The following is a 15497-nucleotide window of genomic DNA, read 5'->3' as shown; positions in this document are numbered from 1 at the left end:
AACGATGCCCACTATCGGATTTCACGCTTCGCATGAACAGATCAGTCCCGGACAGCTGCTCAAGGACGTCCAGCACGCGGAACAGGCGGGCTTTGACGCCGCCATGTGCTCTGACCACATTGAGCCGTGGTCAGCCAGGCAGGGGCACTCGGGCTTTGCCTGGTCCTGGCTGGGCGCTGCCCTGGCCACCACATCGTTGCGGTTCGGCGTCGTGACGGCGCCGGGTCAGCGTTACCACCCGGCCATCATCGCCCACGCCTCGGCCACCCTGGCCAGCATGTTCCCTGGACGGTTCTGGCTGGCCCCGGGCAGCGGCGAGAACATGAATGAGCACGTCACCGGGGACCCCTGGCCGCCGAAGGAAACCCGGCAGCAGAGGCTTGAAGAGTGCGTGGACATCATCCGCCGCCTGCACCGGGGCGAGGAAGTGACCCATCACGGGCTGGTGACCGTTGAGCAGGCCCGCATCTGGGATGTCCCGGAGCCTCCCCCGCAGCTGATCGCCCCGGCCATCAGCGTGGACACGGCGCGCCGTGCAGCGGGCTGGGCGGACGGCCTGGTGACGGTGAACCAGCCTGCCGAAAAGCTCAGGGAGATGCTGGCCGTCTACCGGGACCATGGCGGCCGGGGCAAGGCCGTACTGCAGGTCCACTTGTCTTGGGCTCCGCGTGAACAGGACGCCGTGGCGGTAGCCATGGACCAGTGGCGCACCAACACCTTCGCCCCGCCCGTCCCGTGGGACCTCCCCACCGCGGGGCATTTCGACGGCGTCAGCGCCCACATCGGCGAGGATCAGATCCGCAAATCCGTGAACGTCTCCGCCAGCCTGCAGCAGCACGCGGAGTGGCTCGCCGCGTACGCGGACCTGGGCTTCGACGAGCTCTACCTGCACTTCGTGGGGCAGGAGCAGGCCCCGTTCATCGACGCATTCGCGGCCGATGTCCTGCCGCAACTGCGGCGCGCGGCCGCTGCTGAGGCCGCCCCTGAGTCATCAGTTCCTGCATCATCCGTTCCTGCGTCATCCCCCCTGGAATCATCCCTCCCGGATTCACCTCTCAAGGAGAGCACCCTGTGAGAATCGCAGAAACGTCGGACCTCTGGTGGAAAAACGCCGTCATCTACTGCCTGGATCCGGAGACTTTTTTCGACGACGACGGCGACGGCACCGGTGACTTCGCCGGGCTGACCCAGCGGGTGGACTACCTCGCCGCCTTGGGCGTTACCTGTATCTGGCTGATGCCCTTCTACCCGTCGCCGGACAGGGACGACGGGTACGACATCACCGACATGTACGGCGTGGATCCGCGCCTCGGCACCCTGGGTGACGTGGTGGAGTTCATCCGCACCGCAAAGGACCGGGGAATGCGGGTGATCGCGGACTACGTCATCAACCACACCTCGGACAAGCACCCCTGGTTCAAGGAATCGCGGAAGTCCGTGGACAACCCCTACCGCGACTACTACGTGTGGCGGAAAGACACGCCCCCGGACACGTCCGAACAGGTGGTTTTCCCCGGCGAGGAGACCTCCATCTGGACCCAGGACAAGGCAACCGGCGAGTGGTACCTGCACATGTTCGCCAAGCACCAGCCGGACCTGAACGTCGCGAACCCGAAGGTCCGGGATGAGATCGCCAAATCCATGGGTTTCTGGCTGCAGATGGGGCTTGACGGTTTCCGGCTGGATGCGGTGCCGTTTTTCCTGGAACTGCAGGGGGTGTCCAAGGAGGATGCGGCGAAGATCGATCCGCACGACTACCTGTCCGCCCTGCGCAGCTTCCTGAACCGGCGCAGCGGGAGCGCAGTGCTCCTGGGCGAGGTCAACCTCCCCTACAAGGAGCAGGTGAAGTATTTCGGCGGTCCCGAGGGCAACGAGTTGAACATGCAGTTCGATTTCCTGAGCATGCAGAACCTCTACCTCTCCCTGGCCAGGGAGGATGCCCGCCCCCTGGCCAAAACCCTCGCCGCCAGGCCAGCCATCCATCCGGACAACCAGTGGGCAGTCTTCGTGCGCAACCACGACGAGCTGACGCTGGACAAGCTCACCGACGAAGAGCGCGGGGAGGTTTTCGCGGCCTTTGGCCCGGACCCGGACATGCAGATGTACGGACGCGGCCTCCGGCGCCGGCTCCCGCCGATGCTCGACGGCGATCCCGCCAGGCTGCGCATGGTCTATTCGCTGATGTTCTCCCTGCCCGGAACACCGGTCCTTTTCTACGGCGAGGAGATCGGCATGGGTGAGGACCTGCGGGCCGAGGGACGCTCAGCCGTCCGTTCGCCCATGCAGTGGAATGAAACCGACAACGGCGGATTCTCCACCGCGCCCGCGGACAAGCTGGTCGCCCAGATGGTTGACGGCTACTTCGGGCCGAAGAACATCAATGCAGCGCAGGCCGTCAGGGACCCCGGTTCGCTGTGGAATTTCATTGCCACGCTCATCCGGCGCTACCGGGAGAGCCCCGAGCTCAGCTGGGGAGACTTCGAGCTCATCAAGCAGCCGGATCCGGGGGTGCTCCTGCACAGCTGCACGCGAGCCGGTTCCACAATGGTCGTGGCCCACAATCTGGCCGCGCAGCCCGCCGCGGTCACAGCCAAGGTCTCCTCGCCGGAGAATCCCCACGAGACGTTTGACGGCGCCATCCTGCTGGATCTGCTCGTCGGCGACAATGTGCCGTTGGAGGCCGACGGCGGCTTCTCCATTGAGCTGGGCCGTTACGGCTTCCGCTGGTTCAGGATCCAGCGGCCGGGGGATCGACGCATCTGACGCGACGCATTTGGCCCGGATTGCCTGCCAAAGCCTCCGGCGGGCCGTTCACTGGCGCCCCAAGAAAACGCCATGTGAAATCACCCTGTGCAATGATCAGTCATGCGCACGATGCAGCACTCCAGCAAGCTCCAGAATGTCCGGTACGAACTCCGCGGGCCGATTCTCCAGGCGGCCAAAAAGATGGAGGCCGAGGGGCACCGGATCCTGAAAATGAATCTCGGGGACACCGCCCCCTTCGGACTTGAAGCTCCCGAATCGGTGGTGGTGGACATGATCTATCACTTACGGGGTTCGCAGGGCTACAGCGATTCCAAAGGCATCTTCTCGGCCCGCACCGCCATCTCGCAGTACTACCAGACCCGCGGACTGATGCAGATCGGCGTCGAGGATATCTTCATCGGCAACGGCGTGAGCGAGCTGATCTCCATGTGCCTGCAGGCGTTCATGGAAAACGGCGACGAGATCCTTGTCCCTGCCCCGGACTACCCGCTGTGGACAGCCGCCGTCACGCTCACCGGGGGCAAGCCGGTGCACTATATGTGCGACGAGGCAGAGCAGTGGTGGCCGGATATGGCCGACGTCGAGGCAAAGATCACCGAGCGCACCAAAGGCATCGTGATCATCAACCCGAACAACCCCACAGGCGCTGTGTACCCGCGGCGCATCCTGGAGCAGTTCGCGGCCCTTGCCCGCAGGCACAACCTTGTCCTGTTCTCCGACGAGATCTACGAGAAGGTCCTTTATGAGGAAGCGCAGCACATCCATACTGCGTCGGTGGCGGAAGACGTCTGCTGCCTGACCTTCAGCGGACTGTCCAAGGCCTACCGCATGCCCGGGTACCGCGCGGGCTGGGTGGCGGTCACCGGCCCCCTGGCGGCCACGGCGAACTACCGGGAAGGGCTGGAGCTGCTTGCGTCGCTGCGGCTGTGCGCGAATGTCCCCGCCCAGCATGCCATCCAGACCTGCCTCGGCGGTTACCAAAGCATCGATGCGCTGGTCCGGCCCGGCGGCAGGCTGCGGGAACAGCGGGACCTCGCCTACAGCCTCCTGACGGCAATCCCCGGCGTCAGCTGTGTCCCCGCCGCAGGCGCCATGTACCTCTTTCCCCGCCTGGATCCTGAGCTTTACCCGGTCCGCAGTGACGAGGAGTTTGTCCTCGATCTCCTTCAGGACCAGAAGATCCTCGTCTCACACGGCTCCGCATTCAACTGGCCCGCGCCGGACCACTTCCGTTTCGTGATCCTTCCCACCGTGCTGGAAATCGAGGAAGCGGTCCGCAGGATCTCGACGTTCCTGGCGGCGTACCGAACCCGTTTGGCGGCCTGAGGGCAACGGCCCGGCAACACTTCGGCCCGAGAACTAACCGGCAGCTAACGCCGGGGAAACCCGGCCGCAACATTGCCCCGCCACACTGGAGTTGTCCGCAAGCGCAGACACCCAGCTCCAGCCAGGAGGCCCCCCATGTTGAAGGAAGCCAGAACCCATGTGACACGAGTCCGCGCCCTGGACCAACTCCACCGCGGCGACGAAATCGAGGCCCGGCTGTCAGTGGGCCCCAGCTACGACGACGTCGTCATCCGGCGCGGCAGCGTCCAGGAGACTGCACCGGGCATCGGGGTGGTGTGGATCATGGACCACCACACGGGAATGCGCAAGGCCATCAACGCGGATGAATGCAGGATCTGGCGGATCGCCTGACCCGGCTTCAACGGCATGGGCTTCGGGTGCGAATCAATGCACGGCGCTGGCCAGCGGCGGGTGTAGTCAGTCAGGACTGCCCGCCGGCCAGCAGCCAAGCCCACCTGGTCAGCACGTATCCGGCTTTACCCTGGTCCCGGTTTCACTCTGGATCCGGCCGCGACAGCGAGTTCAGCCACTCGATCGCGCCGTCTGTTATCGGATGGGATACGCCGAGCGTTTCAAGGAACGAGCGGGCATCGCACATTTCGGCCGCACGCCGCGCGGCGTGAACAGGCGTCCCCTCGAGTATCCGTGAGACCACCGCATGCCCGGACGGGCCGAGCTCCGAAGCGATCTGGTCGATGATCCAGTCCTCCGCCCCTGCCGCGCGGGCGGCAGCGACAGACTCCAGGACCGACGCGGCGAGGCCCTTCATGAAAACACTGCGCAGCAACTTCAGCCCGGCCGCTGTTCCCGCCTCGCCACCCACGCTGGTGGCTGGGATCCGCAGCCCCGTGAGGATGGCCTGCAGCTCCCCTGCTGCGGAACCACTCAGCGCCAGGGGTGTCTCGATCCGCGAGCGGGGAACCGCCGCGCCGACATCGTGCGCGGAACGGACCCAGTCCTCGGCCAGGGAACAGGATACCGTCGCCGAGAGGTAGCCTCCCTGGAATGCTGGCGGCGCCGTTGCCGCCGGTTCTCAGCTACCCGCCAGCGTCGCCTATCCTCCTGCCACGGACTGGATAATGAGCACTTCCTGGCCCGGTGCAACCTCGGTGTCCAGGCCGTGGAGCCGGCGCACTTCGTCGCCGTCCACGTAGATATTCACGAACCGGCGAAGTGAACCGGTCTCGTCGCGCAGGCGCCTGCCAAGCACCGGGTAACCATCCGTCACCGCATCAAGCAGGGAGGCCACTGTCAGCGGCGCGTCGGCGGACGCAGTGAGCACCGGCTGCCCGCCGGCCAAGGGCTGGAGGATGCTGGGCAGCACCACGCTGATGTCAGGCAACGGCAACCGCACCAGAGACGACGGCGGCCCGGACGCAGAGGACGTCCGGCAAGTGGGTGGCGACCTCGGCAAACGTCTCGCCTTCGTCCGGGCTGGCGTACACCGTTCCGCCGCGCGTGCCAAAGTAAACACCTGCCGGTTCGGCTGTATCCACCGAGGCGGCGTCGCGCAGGACGCTGTTGTACTCGTGCTCGGGCAGGCCCGTGTCCAGCCTCTTCCAATTGGCCCCGGCGTCGTCAGTGCGGTGCACCGCGAGCTTTCCGTCCGGCGGGATCCGCTCGCCGTCGGCCTTCAGCGGAACCACCCATGCCGTTCCTTCCCGCCGGGGATGCGTCAGCATCACAAAGCCGAAATCGGCGGGGAGCCCCTCAGCGATGGAACTCCAGTTCTCGCCGTTGTCATCCGTGCGGTAGACGCCGTGGTGGTTCTGCGCGTAGAGCCGGCCTTCGATGGCGGCATCTGCCGCAATTTTGTGAACGCACTGGCCGAATTCGGGGTTGGGGTCCGGCATGAAGTAGGCCGAAATCCCTTTGTTTCTGGGCTCCCAGGACGTCCCGCCGTCGAGCGAGCGGTACACCCCGCCTGTACTCATGGCGATGTGGACGTTGTCTCCGGCGGGATTCACCACGATGGAGTGGGCGGCAGCGCCGCCGTAGCCGGCACCCCATTCGCTGCGGTGGGGGTGGTCCCAGAGCCCGCGGTTCAGCTCGAAGTGCTCCCCGCCGTCCGTTGACTTCCATACGGAGATCGGTTCGGCTCCGGCCCAGACGACGCCGGGCCGGGACTCTGCGTCCGGGTAGATCTGCCAGATGCGCTCCAGTGCCGCGCCCGTATCTTCAGGGAAGGTGATGGCGCCCTGTTCCGGTTCGGACCACGTGGCGCCAAGGTCATCGGAGTGCGCCACCGTGGGCCCCCAGTGCTCCGACCTGACGCCCACCATGATGCGCGTGCGGCCGTTCCGGGTGTCGATTCCGATGCTGGGGATTTCGCTCATCAGGAAATGCGGGCCGGAGAAGGACCATTGCTGCCTGTCCTGGCTGGTGGCCAGCCACAGGCCTTTTTTGGTCCCTACTGCCAAGACAAAACTCTCTGCGGTTGCCATGCACCCCATGCAACCATCGCCGCCGGGCAGCCGCAACGCTTTTCTTCACCTATGTGGACCGCCACCCCTTGAAGCGGTGCCGCGGCCATGCACCCAACGAATTCAGCCCAGAAATTCAGTCCACGAATTCCGACTGTGTTTCGACAAAATCCCAGTCGGCCTCCGTCAGGACCGCGACGGGAGTGTCCGGGTGGGGCCCACCCGCTTCGGCGATGCCCTGCAGGACAGAAAGCGGCAACTCCTCCGCACGGAGGTTTTCCCGCAGCCATTCCTTGCTTTCCAGGTCCAGATCCAGCCACCACATGAAGATTTCCATGACCCTCACGCACCTTTCATATGCTCCAACGTTATGCTCGCTCCCGCCTTCCTTCAAGGCCCGCTGCGCCCAAGTAGTACTCGCCCGGTTCCGGGTACTCGCAGGTATCGTCGCAGGTCAAAGCCAGGAAAAGACGAGTACCCCCTACTCGCGACTGCGGTGTACCCCCACCCCTAGCCTGAAGTGGTAAGCAAGCTGGCCATGTCGTTGGGGCATCGAGAGCCGTCGCTACTCCCTCCACCCATGGTCCGTTTCGAAACCGACTGGGAGAAACACCATGAAACGAGCCATCACAACTTTGGGGGTCGTGGGGCTGGCATTGTTCAGTGTCGCGGTACCGGCCTCCGCGGAAAACGATAAACAAGCAGAAAAGCTTGTCTCAATCTGTCACGACGGAAAGCTGCTCAGCCTGAATCTGAACGGCGTCGGCGGCCCCAACGGCCACAGCGGACACCCGGAGGACATCATCGAGCCAAACGACGTTCTGCCTGGCGGATTGAACTGGGTAGCCGCTGACGGCTTCAAGAATTGCGGCGTGGTCATTCCGCCCGTCGTCGTCGTTGACCCGCCCGTCGTCGTCGTTGACCCGCCCGTCGTCGTCGTTGACCCGCCCGTCGTCGTCGTCGTTGACCCGCCCACCGCCGTCGTCGACCCGCCCACCGCCGTCGTCGACCCGCCGGCAGCGGTGGAACAGGCGGTGGTGGAACCGCCGGTGGTGGAACCGCAGACAGTGACGGCCCAAACGCCGGTGACGGTCAGTCCGGCACCACAGGCTGCCGCACCGAAGCCGGCCGCCAAGACTGCAGCCAAGGTTCCCGCCGCGGCAGCCAGTGCAGTCCGTGGCACCAACCAGGGCTATAACGCGCAGACCACGGTGGGCGGGGCAGAGGACAGCTCCACGTGGATGGCTGGCATGGGCCTCCTGCTTGGCGCCGGCGCCGTGGTGGCAGTGCGTCGCAGGGCCCGCACGGAATCTCCGACGGCGGGCTGACCCAGCCGGTTTTGGGGGACTCATACCGAGGGCGTTCCGCCGAACCAGGCGGGGCGCCCTCGGTGCAATTCCCGCCCTCAAAACCCAACCGTTCCAAGCGCAAGACTCCGGCCAGGGCCGGCCGATCACCTAGGGGGCAACATGGCGAAGCACTCCGGCCCGCGTGGCCTCCTCAGCCGTGTGTCGCTCGGCCGTGGATGGAACCGGGGAGATCTTGCCATCCTGTTGTGCGGAATTTTGGGATTCCTTTCCCTGACGTTCGGCGCTCCCCTGCTCAGCCACGGGCAACCCGCCGTTCCGGCAGCAGCCAGGCCGGCAGCGGCGGTGGCACCGCCGTCGTCCGTCACGGGTTCGCTGGCAGAAACCGCGGCGGAACCGACCGCGGCCACCGAACCGGTGCCCGGCGAGGCCGGCCCCCCGGCCGGTCCTGTCCTGCCCGAGGCGTCCGCACCCATGCGGATCCTGTATCCAGCCGCGGTGATAGATACCGCCATCCACCCGTTGGAGCCGGACGCATCGGCCGTGTCCAGCCGGACCCTCGTTCCGCCCACCACCATGGACGGATACTGGCTGACTCCGTTCGGGACGCCCGGCAACGGGTCAGGAAACACGACGTACATCATCGGGCACAGCTGGGAGGGCCGCGATGCCCCCTTCAACCACCTGAGTTCCGCAGCCATGGTGGGCGATGTCTTTGACGTCGTCACAGCCACGGGCAGCATCCAGTACCGCGTGGACAGTGTGACCACCTACGTGAAGTCCGGCCTCAAAGACAGTCCCGTCTGGGACATCGTTCCCAACCGCGTGGTCCTGATCAGCTGCTATACGGAGGACCCGTGGGGGAAGAATGTGGTGGTCTCGGCGTCGCCGGCTGTTCACTAGGAAACCGAATCGGCAGAGGACGCCCTGTTCAAGCGCGGCATGCGGGCCCAGAATGGGTTCATGACGCCAGAACGCAGTGCCCCCGCCCCGCTGCTGGTCGGGGTGCTGCCCAAACAGCATCCTGAAGTGCTGCAAACCGCGGCAACGCTGGCAGCCCGGCTGTCCGCACCGCTGGTCTTCGCCTATGTCGATGAGGCCAGCTACCTGGTGGAGTGGGATCCGGCCAGATCCGCCCACCGGCTCTCGCTTCACCCGGACCAGAACGACGACGACCTCCGCGCAGTGACCAGCGACCTCAAGGCGGTCATCGAGGAAGCCCTCGCCGGCGCAGTGCCCGGCGGCGCCCCCTTGGAGTGGACCCTGCGGACACTGGCGGGAGATCCCGCCCGGGCGCTGGCCCGGCTGGCCGCGGAAAGCAACGCCACCTTGATCATCGTCGGAACGTCCGAGAAGGGGCTCTCCCACAGGATTGCTGAAGCGCTGAGCGGTTCGGTGGGGCATTGGCTCGCACACCACCAAAGCCGGCCGGTGCTGGTGGTTCCGTACCGGCGGCCCGCGCACGAGGACCGCGAATGAGGTCCTCGTGCGAGGACCCGGAAAAGGAGCTGGGCGAGGAGCTGGGCGAGGAGCTGGGAGCGGCTCCGCAGGGTGCCTGAGATGCCGTTCCGGACGGCCGGAATAATAAAGCGAAAGTAGTTATTCGAGGTGGTAGCGAACAGGCATACCGGCAAGTAAGCTGGTTCAAGCAGAGCGATCCGGCCACCGTGCCGGGGAGAATCTGCCCAAAGACTGCTCCGGAGTGCGTATCCCCCAATAACGCACTCCGGAGCTTTTTTGTGGCCAATTATTGGCAGCGGCGGCGGAGTGCCACCCGGGATCTGGCTGGGTTGAATACCCCCAGGGGGTACTTGCGGCATACCCCCGCAGGGTATAGGTTGACCCTATGGATATTTCCCAGGCAACCGCCGCCGCCCAGGCCGACACCGACCCCGGAACCAGCCTCGCGCCGCACCTTGGCGCCGAGTCGGGCGGTGAGTCAGGCGCGGTTCATGGCTACACCGCGAACAAGGAAGCGTATCTGCGCCGGCTCAAGCGGATCGAGGGCCAGGTGCGCGGGATCGCCAGGATGGTGGATGAGGACAAATACTGCATCGACATCCTGACGCAGGTCGCCGCGGCCACCAAGGCACTTCACGCCGTGAGCCTGGGCCTCGTGGAAGAACACATCGGACACTGTGTCATCGGCGCAGCAGCGGAGCCGGATGCCGGCCTCCGGGCTCAGGCAGTTGACGCCAAGGTCAAAGAGGCAGCGGAGGCCATCGGCCGCCTCCTCCGCTGAAGCACGCACCCACTAAGCACACCCGCAATTACCAACCGCTGCCGGCTATCCGCCGGCACCTACAAAGGAGCACGCCATGAGCACCACCTCCACCATTGTCAACGTTTCGGGCATGACCTGCGGGCACTGTGTGTCGTCCGTCAGCGAAGAACTTGAGTCGCTCGCCGGGGTCGAAGCTGTCGACGTCGAACTCAACGCCGGGGGCATCTCCACCGTCACCATCACCTCCAGCGAGGAACTCTCGCCGTCCGAAATCGGCGAAGCAGTGGCAGAAGCGGGCTACCTGGTAGTCGCCAACGAGGCCTAAGAACCTCCCGATCCAGGAGCCGCCGTGAGCACCGACCACCTGCAGCACCAAGAAACCAGGGTGCTTGAACTCGACATCGAGGGCATGACCTGCGCCTCATGCGTCAACCGCGTGGAGCGCAAACTGGGCAAGCTTGATGGCGTGGAAGCCACGGTGAACCTCCCCCTGGAGTCGGCCCACGTCACCGTTCCGGCCGGCATCACGGATGAACAGATTGTGAACACGGTCAACGCCATCGGCTACACGGCCCACCTCCGCCCACCTCCCATCCCAAGTCACCACGGCCGCGAGTACCATCAGGGCACGCTGCAGGGCGGCGGTACGGAGGGCGAGCCCGGCGCCGATTCCGGTGGTATGCGGAAGCGTGCGTCTAAGGTGGGCCCACGGGGGCAGGGTTCCCTCGCCGAGCTTGCGAGGCCAGGGGGCCACCGGGGAGGAACGACCGAGCACGCGGAGCATGGCACCGGAGTCGGGGCACAAGGTGACCCCTTGGCCCGTCCCAGTGGTCCCGCCGCAGCCAGGCTGAGGCCGCGGCTGATCGTGGCGGCAGTCCTGACGGTCCCGGTTTTCCTGGTCTCGATGATGCCCGCCCTGCAGTTCCCGAACTGGGGCTGGGTTGCGGGGGCGCTGGCGCTTCCGGTTGTCAGCTGGTCAGCCTGGCCGTTCCATCGCGCGGCAGCCATTAATGCGCGCCACCTGGCCTCCACCATGGACACCCTGGTGTCCATCGGAGTTTCGGCGGCGTACCTTTTCAGCGTGTGGCAGCTGTTCATCGATCCCCGCATGACCGAGCATGTGGCCATGGCCGGCATGGAGTCGGGCGCCCTGTACTTCGAGGTGGCCGCGGTGGTCACGACGTTCCTGCTCCTGGGCCGCTTCCTGGAGGCCAATGCCAAGCAGAAAGCCGGCGATGCCCTGAAGGCGTTGCTGAATCTCGGCGCCAAAGATGCCACCGTTTTGCACAACGGCTCGGAACGTAAAGTCCCCGCTGATCAGCTCCGCGTAGGCGACGTCGTGGTGGTCCGTCCCGGCGAGAAGATCGCCACCGACGGAGTGGTGATCGAGGGCAGCTCCGCCGTTGACGCTTCCTTGTTGACCGGGGAATCGGTTCCCGTGGAGGTGGGGCCGGAGAGCAAGGTCACCGGAGCCACCATCAATACCTCCGGCAGGCTGCTGGTCCGGGCCACCCGGGTGGGTTCCGAAACCACGTTGGCCCAGATGGCAAGGCTGGTGTCGCAGGCCCAGACCGGCAAAGCCCCTATTGCCCGGCTCGCCGACCGGATCAGCGCGGTCTTCGTCCCCGTCGTCCTGGCCATCGCCGTGCTCACGTTTGTCCTGTGGCTTGCCTTCAGCACCCCGGTGATCGAAGCCGCCGAACTCCGCGCCGCCTTCACTGCCGCCGTTGCCGTGCTGGTCATTGCCTGCCCCTGCGCCCTCGGCCTGGCCACCCCCGTGGGACTGCTGACGGGAACCGGGCGCGGAGCCCAGCTGGGCATCCTGATCAAGGGTCCCCAGGTCCTGGAAGATACCCGCACAGTGGACACCATCCTGCTGGACAAGACGGGCACCGTGACAAGCGGCAGACTCGCCGTCGACACCACCCTCGCCTTCGACGGTTACGAGGACCGCCACGTGCTGCGCCTCGCCGGCACCGTCGAGGCGGCGTCGGAGCATCCCATAGCCCAGGCGGTAGCTGCCGCCGCGTTCGACGGCGGGCGCGCCCCCGCCGTCGGAGATTTCCGTTCAGCACCCGGCGGCGGGGTGGAAGGTACAGCGGAAGGGCGGACCGTCCTGGCGGGCCGGACGGGGTGGTTGGCAGAGAACGGAATCAGCATTTCGGCCGGCCAGCAGAAGGCCTTCGCAGCGGCGGAAGCGACCGGTTCCACCGCCATCTGGGTAGCGGTGGACGGCGTTCCTGCGGGCATCATCAGCCTCCGTGACACCGTCAAGCCCGGCTCTGCGGCCGCCATCGCGAGGCTGAAGGAACTGGGGCTGCGGCCGGTCCTGCTGACAGGGGACAACGCGGCAGTGGCGCAGCAGGTGGCGGCCGCCGTCGGCATATCCCCTGAGGATGTCTACGCGGGTGTCCTGCCCGCCGGAAAGGTCGAAGCTGTCCGCAGGCTCCAGGCCGCCGGGTCGATCGTGGCCATGGCGGGCGACGGCGTAAACGATGCCGCCGCCCTGGCTCAGGCGGACCTGGGCATTGCCATGGGGTCAGGTACCGATGTGGCCATCGAAGCGGCTGACCTCACCGTGATGGGCAACGATCTGGGCCAGGTGGCCCAGGCCATCGAATTGTCACGGCGGACGCTGGCCACCATCAAGACAAATCTGTTCTGGGCCTTCTTCTACAATGCCATCGGCATTCCGGTGGCCGCGCTGGGGCTTTTGAACCCCATGATCGCGGGGGCCGCGATGGCAGCCAGTTCAGTCCTGGTGGTAGCGAACTCGCTCAGGCTGCGCAGCTTCGGTAAGTAGCGCAAGCCGGGAAAGTCAGTCCAGAAACTCTGGCAAGCAGCTGTAGGCAGCACAGCTCACTCAGAGCAGCGCTTAGGTTGTGCCGAAACGCACGGCAGCCCGCGCCTTGGCCTTGACCGCCTCTTCCTCGCGGTCTTTGGCAGGCGCGTGCGTAACCAGCGAGTCCAGCAGGTGTTGAGTAATGTGGGCGATTTCGTGTACCGCCTCGTCAAAGGCGTCCTCATTGGCTTTGGACGGCTTGGTGCTTCCGCTGATCTTCCGCACATACTGCAGTGCTGCGGCGTGCACCTCCTCGGAGGTGGCGTGCGGCTCGTAGTTGTGAAGGGTTCGGATATTCCGGCACATATGGACATGCTAGGCTCTGGAGCGCTTGGAATCGACCCCTCGGCCTGGCCCTTCCGGCCGCCTGCCCGTCAGCAGTCTGTGACGGGTGCCTGGGCGGTGTGGAGGGGCAGTCCGGGATGGGCAGCGGTGCCCATCGACAGTGTTTCGGGGGCCGGGATAGGTTCTAGGTGATGGATCTTCCGGATGAGCCGGAGGCCGCTGGGGATGCCGACGAGTTCGGATCCAAGATATGAGGAGAAAACTGATGGCTATTTGGGGCGCAGATGTAGAGCAGCTCAGGACTCTGGGAAACAAGCTGAAGGCTGGTGCATCGGAAATCGAGCAGCAGCGGACCAACCTCGGCCGCGTGCTGGAGAGCACCAACTGGGAAGGCCCGGACGCACAGCACTTCCGCAGCGAATGGAACGGCGCCCACACCAGCGCGCTGAACCAGGTCATCCAGGCGCTGAACGAAGCCGGCCAGAAGGCCACCAAGAACGCCAACGAGCAGGACCAGGCTTCACGCTAGCCTCCAGCACCACAGATTCACCCCGAGGGCCCGGACACAGCACAGTGTCCGGGCCCTCCGGCGTCGGGGGGGTCAATCCCCCGACCACCGGTAGTCGATGGCCCGGACCTACGGGACGGGCTCGACGTCGTTCGCGTGGTCCAGCGGGGCAGTCCTGATGGCAGCGGCCGCTTCGCCGTCCCCGCGCAGCTCATCGAGCCGGACCAGGATGACGCCGCCCACAATGAGGACACCGCCCAGGAGCTGGATGGCGCCGGGGAGTTCGCCCAGAAGCAGCCAGGCCCAGATGACTGCGAACAGCACCTCTGTCAGCGAGACGAAGGAGGCCACCTTGGACCCCAGGGCGCGGGCCGCCATGATGCCGGAAACGTAGGCCAGGACAGTGGCAAGGACGATCAGGCCGGCCAGCGAAACCCACCACGGCGTGATCCAGGGCCCCAGCCTTGTGTCCGCGGTGCTGAAGGCCATGGGAAGCAGGCCCGTGGCCGCGGCCAGCCACATCACGGCCGCGCCCACCATCAGGCCGACCGACGCGAGCACGATGGGCGGCAACGACTCGTTCTCCTTCGCCGTGATGAAGAAGTAGATGGCGAGGCAGACCGCGGCGGCCATTCCCCAAAGGACCCCAATGAGGTCGATTTTGACGGCTCCGGTGAAGTCCAGCACCAGAACCAGGCCGGCGAGGGACAGGAGTGTTCCGGCGGACGTGGATGCCCGTGGCCTTTTCCTGCTTGCAGCCCAGAGCCACAAGACGATGAGGACGGGGGCCAGGTATTCAAGCAACAGTGCCACGCCCACGGAGAGCCGCGCCACCGCATTGAAATAGAACAGTTGGCACGCGGCCACCCCGATCAGCCCAAACAGGCCAATGGTGACCCAGTTGTCCCGCAACTGGTGCCAGCGGCCCCGCAATGCCAGGAAGGCAGGGACAGCGAGGATCAGCGCGGCACCGGTCAGCCGGGCTGTTACGGCGGCACCCGGGGACCATCCAGCTTCAAGGAGGGCTTTGGCGAAGGAGCCGGAGAGTCCGAAGACCGCCGAAGAGAACAGCGCGACGCCAAGGCCGGAGCCAAGGATCGACCGCACGGCTGCGGGATTGCGGGCGGCAGACACCGCGACCTCCTGTCAGGAGTAAAGTGGGGTAATGGTCCTGACATTACGCCCGGCCCCAGTAAGGAGTCAAGATGGTCTTTGCCCCTGACACGGAGATCGCCCTGCGCACAGTGGTGAATCTGGTCAACACTGCCGCCAACGGAAGGGAAATGTTGGCCTCTGTGGCTGATCTTGACGGCTTCCTCGAGGCGGAAGGGTTCAGCGGGTCGAGGACCAGGGATGAGGCCGAAATTGCCAGCGTCCGGGAACTCCGGGGCCGGCTGACGGAGCTGTGGACTGCTGACGAGGACACCGCAGTAGCTATGGTCAACAGCCTGTTGCGCGAAGCCAACGCCCTGCCCCAGCTGATGAAGCATGACGAGTGGGACTGGCACCTGCACGCCACCACCAGGGAAGCGCCGCTGGCCGAGCGGATGGGCACAGAGGCTGCCATGGCACTGGCGGACGTCATCCGCAGCAAGGAGATGGACCGGATGCTGGTATGCGCGGCGGCGGACTGCGACGCCGTTGTGTTGGACCTCAGCCGCAACCGGTCCAAGCGGTATTGCGATACCGGGAACTGCGCGAACCGCGCGCATGTCGCCGCCTATCGGGCGCGAAGGGTGACAACCGGCTGACCTGTCCGGGTGTTCCAGCCCGGCGTGGCCATCCAGCCCGGCGT

General features: G+C 65.7%; 18 protein-coding genes. 12 read left to right on the top strand and 6 right to left on the bottom strand.

Annotated elements, in window-relative coordinates:
* The first annotated feature begins 4 nt into the window (after nucleotides 1-4).
* From ACS5PJ_RS07830 to ACS5PJ_RS07815, 4 genes are all read left to right on the top strand, one after another.
* The gene (locus ACS5PJ_RS07830; protein WP_439434347.1) at nucleotides 5-1075 is read left to right on the top strand and encodes a TIGR03885 family FMN-dependent LLM class oxidoreductase; all 1071 of its coding nucleotides are present in this window, start codon (nucleotides 5-7) and stop codon (nucleotides 1073-1075) included.
* Nucleotides 1072-2763 (top strand): alpha-amylase family protein, encoded by a 1692-nt coding sequence (locus tag ACS5PJ_RS07825; RefSeq protein ID WP_439434346.1) that lies wholly within the window; start codon nucleotides 1072-1074, stop codon nucleotides 2761-2763. Before ACS5PJ_RS07830 ends, ACS5PJ_RS07825 begins: the two co-directional genes overlap by 4 nt.
* Nucleotides 2764-2865: 102 nt before the next feature.
* Nucleotides 2866-4092: a pyridoxal phosphate-dependent aminotransferase gene (locus ACS5PJ_RS07820; protein WP_439434345.1), complete on the top strand. Its 1227-nt coding sequence runs from the start codon at nucleotides 2866-2868 to the stop codon at nucleotides 4090-4092.
* A 135-nt stretch (nucleotides 4093-4227) separates the two neighbouring features.
* Nucleotides 4228-4464: a hypothetical protein gene (locus ACS5PJ_RS07815; RefSeq protein ID WP_439434344.1), complete on the top strand. Its 237-nt coding sequence runs from the start codon at nucleotides 4228-4230 to the stop codon at nucleotides 4462-4464.
* Nucleotides 4465-4606: 142 nt separating this feature from the next.
* On the opposite strand, the gene ACS5PJ_RS07810 is transcribed toward ACS5PJ_RS07815, so the two are convergent.
* The 4 genes from ACS5PJ_RS07810 to ACS5PJ_RS07795 form a co-directional block, all read right to left on the bottom strand.
* Nucleotides 4607-4900: a DUF1932 domain-containing protein gene (locus tag ACS5PJ_RS07810; protein ID WP_439434343.1), complete on the bottom strand. Its 294-nt coding sequence runs from the start codon at nucleotides 4898-4900 to the stop codon at nucleotides 4607-4609.
* 267 nt (nucleotides 4901-5167) lie between these two features.
* On the bottom strand, nucleotides 5168-5455 hold the full coding sequence (locus tag ACS5PJ_RS07805) for a MoaD/ThiS family protein (RefSeq protein WP_439434342.1): 288 nt from the start codon (nucleotides 5453-5455) through the stop codon (nucleotides 5168-5170).
* Nucleotides 5448-6566 carry a WD40/YVTN/BNR-like repeat-containing protein gene (locus tag ACS5PJ_RS07800; RefSeq protein ID WP_439434341.1) on the bottom strand — a complete coding sequence of 373 codons (1119 nt, stop codon included), beginning with the start codon at nucleotides 6564-6566 and terminating at the stop codon, nucleotides 5448-5450. Before ACS5PJ_RS07800 ends, ACS5PJ_RS07805 begins: the two co-directional genes overlap by 8 nt.
* Before the next feature lie 106 nt (nucleotides 6567-6672).
* Nucleotides 6673-6873, bottom strand: a complete 201-nt coding sequence (locus ACS5PJ_RS07795; RefSeq protein ID WP_439434340.1) for a hypothetical protein — start codon at nucleotides 6871-6873, stop codon at nucleotides 6673-6675.
* A 277-nt stretch (nucleotides 6874-7150) separates the two neighbouring features.
* Here ACS5PJ_RS07795 and ACS5PJ_RS07790 point away from each other — a divergent pair, with 277 nt between their 5' ends.
* From ACS5PJ_RS07790 to ACS5PJ_RS07765, 6 genes are all read left to right on the top strand, one after another.
* Entirely contained in the window at nucleotides 7151-7864 is a 714-nt protein-coding gene (locus ACS5PJ_RS07790; RefSeq protein ID WP_439434339.1) for a hypothetical protein, read from the top strand.
* A gap of 141 nt (nucleotides 7865-8005) precedes the next feature.
* On the top strand, nucleotides 8006-8746 hold the full coding sequence (locus ACS5PJ_RS07785) for a class F sortase (RefSeq protein WP_439434338.1): 741 nt from the start codon (nucleotides 8006-8008) through the stop codon (nucleotides 8744-8746).
* Between the two features lie 60 nt (nucleotides 8747-8806).
* Nucleotides 8807-9322 (top strand): universal stress protein, encoded by a 516-nt coding sequence (locus ACS5PJ_RS07780; RefSeq protein ID WP_439434337.1) that lies wholly within the window; start codon nucleotides 8807-8809, stop codon nucleotides 9320-9322.
* Nucleotides 9323-9689: 367 nt separating this feature from the next.
* The gene (locus tag ACS5PJ_RS07775; protein ID WP_439434336.1) at nucleotides 9690-10085 is read left to right on the top strand and encodes a metal-sensitive transcriptional regulator; all 396 of its coding nucleotides are present in this window, start codon (nucleotides 9690-9692) and stop codon (nucleotides 10083-10085) included.
* A 76-nt stretch (nucleotides 10086-10161) separates the two neighbouring features.
* Nucleotides 10162-10392 (top strand): heavy-metal-associated domain-containing protein, encoded by a 231-nt coding sequence (locus tag ACS5PJ_RS07770; RefSeq protein WP_439434335.1) that lies wholly within the window; start codon nucleotides 10162-10164, stop codon nucleotides 10390-10392.
* A gap of 84 nt (nucleotides 10393-10476) precedes the next feature.
* Entirely contained in the window at nucleotides 10477-12870 is a 2394-nt protein-coding gene (locus tag ACS5PJ_RS07765; RefSeq protein ID WP_439434489.1) for a heavy metal translocating P-type ATPase, read from the top strand.
* A 72-nt stretch (nucleotides 12871-12942) separates the two neighbouring features.
* Here ACS5PJ_RS07765 and ACS5PJ_RS07760 read toward each other — a convergent pair whose 3' ends face one another.
* Complete coding sequence (locus tag ACS5PJ_RS07760; protein ID WP_439434334.1) at nucleotides 12943-13215, bottom strand: DUF2277 domain-containing protein; 273 nt, start codon at nucleotides 13213-13215, stop codon at nucleotides 12943-12945.
* A 244-nt stretch (nucleotides 13216-13459) separates the two neighbouring features.
* On the opposite strand from ACS5PJ_RS07760, the gene ACS5PJ_RS07755 reads away from it, so the two are divergent.
* A complete protein-coding gene (locus tag ACS5PJ_RS07755; RefSeq protein ID WP_354147146.1) occupies nucleotides 13460-13723 on the top strand; it encodes a WXG100 family type VII secretion target in 264 nt (87 codons plus the stop codon).
* A 108-nt stretch (nucleotides 13724-13831) separates the two neighbouring features.
* Here ACS5PJ_RS07755 and ACS5PJ_RS07750 read toward each other — a convergent pair whose 3' ends face one another.
* Nucleotides 13832-14836, bottom strand: a complete 1005-nt coding sequence (locus tag ACS5PJ_RS07750; protein WP_439434333.1) for an EamA family transporter — start codon at nucleotides 14834-14836, stop codon at nucleotides 13832-13834.
* Nucleotides 14837-14907: 71 nt separating this feature from the next.
* On the opposite strand from ACS5PJ_RS07750, the gene ACS5PJ_RS07745 reads away from it, so the two are divergent.
* Nucleotides 14908-15453 (top strand): CGNR zinc finger domain-containing protein, encoded by a 546-nt coding sequence (locus ACS5PJ_RS07745; protein ID WP_439434332.1) that lies wholly within the window; start codon nucleotides 14908-14910, stop codon nucleotides 15451-15453.
* Nucleotides 15454-15497: the final 44 nt, after the last annotated feature.

Origin of the sequence: Pseudarthrobacter cremeus, assembly GCF_051857465.1 — a bacterium.
GTDB lineage: Bacteria > Actinomycetota > Actinomycetes > Actinomycetales > Micrococcaceae > Arthrobacter.
Note: the sequence above shows the minus strand (reverse complement) of the source record. Positions and strands in the feature narration are given on the sequence as shown.

Excerpts from the sequence above, each read along its gene's own strand:
- ACS5PJ_RS07770 (WP_439434335.1), top strand. The coding sequence starts at position 10,162 with ATGAGCACCACCTCCACCATTGTCAACGTTTCGGGCATGACCTGCGGG.
- ACS5PJ_RS07755 (WP_354147146.1), top strand. The coding sequence starts at position 13,460 with ATGGCTATTTGGGGCGCAGATGTAGAGCAGCTCAGGACTCTGGGAAAC.
- ACS5PJ_RS07800 (WP_439434341.1), bottom strand. The coding sequence starts at position 6,566 with ATGGGGTGCATGGCAACCGCAGAGAGTTTTGTCTTGGCAGTAGGGACC.
- ACS5PJ_RS07820 (WP_439434345.1), top strand. The coding sequence starts at position 2,866 with ATGCGCACGATGCAGCACTCCAGCAAGCTCCAGAATGTCCGGTACGAA.
- ACS5PJ_RS07785 (WP_439434338.1), top strand. The coding sequence starts at position 8,006 with ATGGCGAAGCACTCCGGCCCGCGTGGCCTCCTCAGCCGTGTGTCGCTC.
- ACS5PJ_RS07775 (WP_439434336.1), top strand. The coding sequence starts at position 9,690 with ATGGATATTTCCCAGGCAACCGCCGCCGCCCAGGCCGACACCGACCCC.
- ACS5PJ_RS07795 (WP_439434340.1), bottom strand. The coding sequence starts at position 6,873 with ATGGAAATCTTCATGTGGTGGCTGGATCTGGACCTGGAAAGCAAGGAA.
- ACS5PJ_RS07830 (WP_439434347.1), top strand. The coding sequence starts at position 5 with ATGCCCACTATCGGATTTCACGCTTCGCATGAACAGATCAGTCCCGGA.
- ACS5PJ_RS07760 (WP_439434334.1), bottom strand. The coding sequence starts at position 13,215 with ATGTGCCGGAATATCCGAACCCTTCACAACTACGAGCCGCACGCCACC.
- ACS5PJ_RS07780 (WP_439434337.1), top strand. The coding sequence starts at position 8,807 with ATGACGCCAGAACGCAGTGCCCCCGCCCCGCTGCTGGTCGGGGTGCTG.
- ACS5PJ_RS07790 (WP_439434339.1), top strand. The coding sequence starts at position 7,151 with ATGAAACGAGCCATCACAACTTTGGGGGTCGTGGGGCTGGCATTGTTC.
- ACS5PJ_RS07815 (WP_439434344.1), top strand. The coding sequence starts at position 4,228 with ATGTTGAAGGAAGCCAGAACCCATGTGACACGAGTCCGCGCCCTGGAC.
- ACS5PJ_RS07745 (WP_439434332.1), top strand. The coding sequence starts at position 14,908 with ATGGTCTTTGCCCCTGACACGGAGATCGCCCTGCGCACAGTGGTGAAT.
- ACS5PJ_RS07765 (WP_439434489.1), top strand. The coding sequence starts at position 10,477 with ATGACCTGCGCCTCATGCGTCAACCGCGTGGAGCGCAAACTGGGCAAG.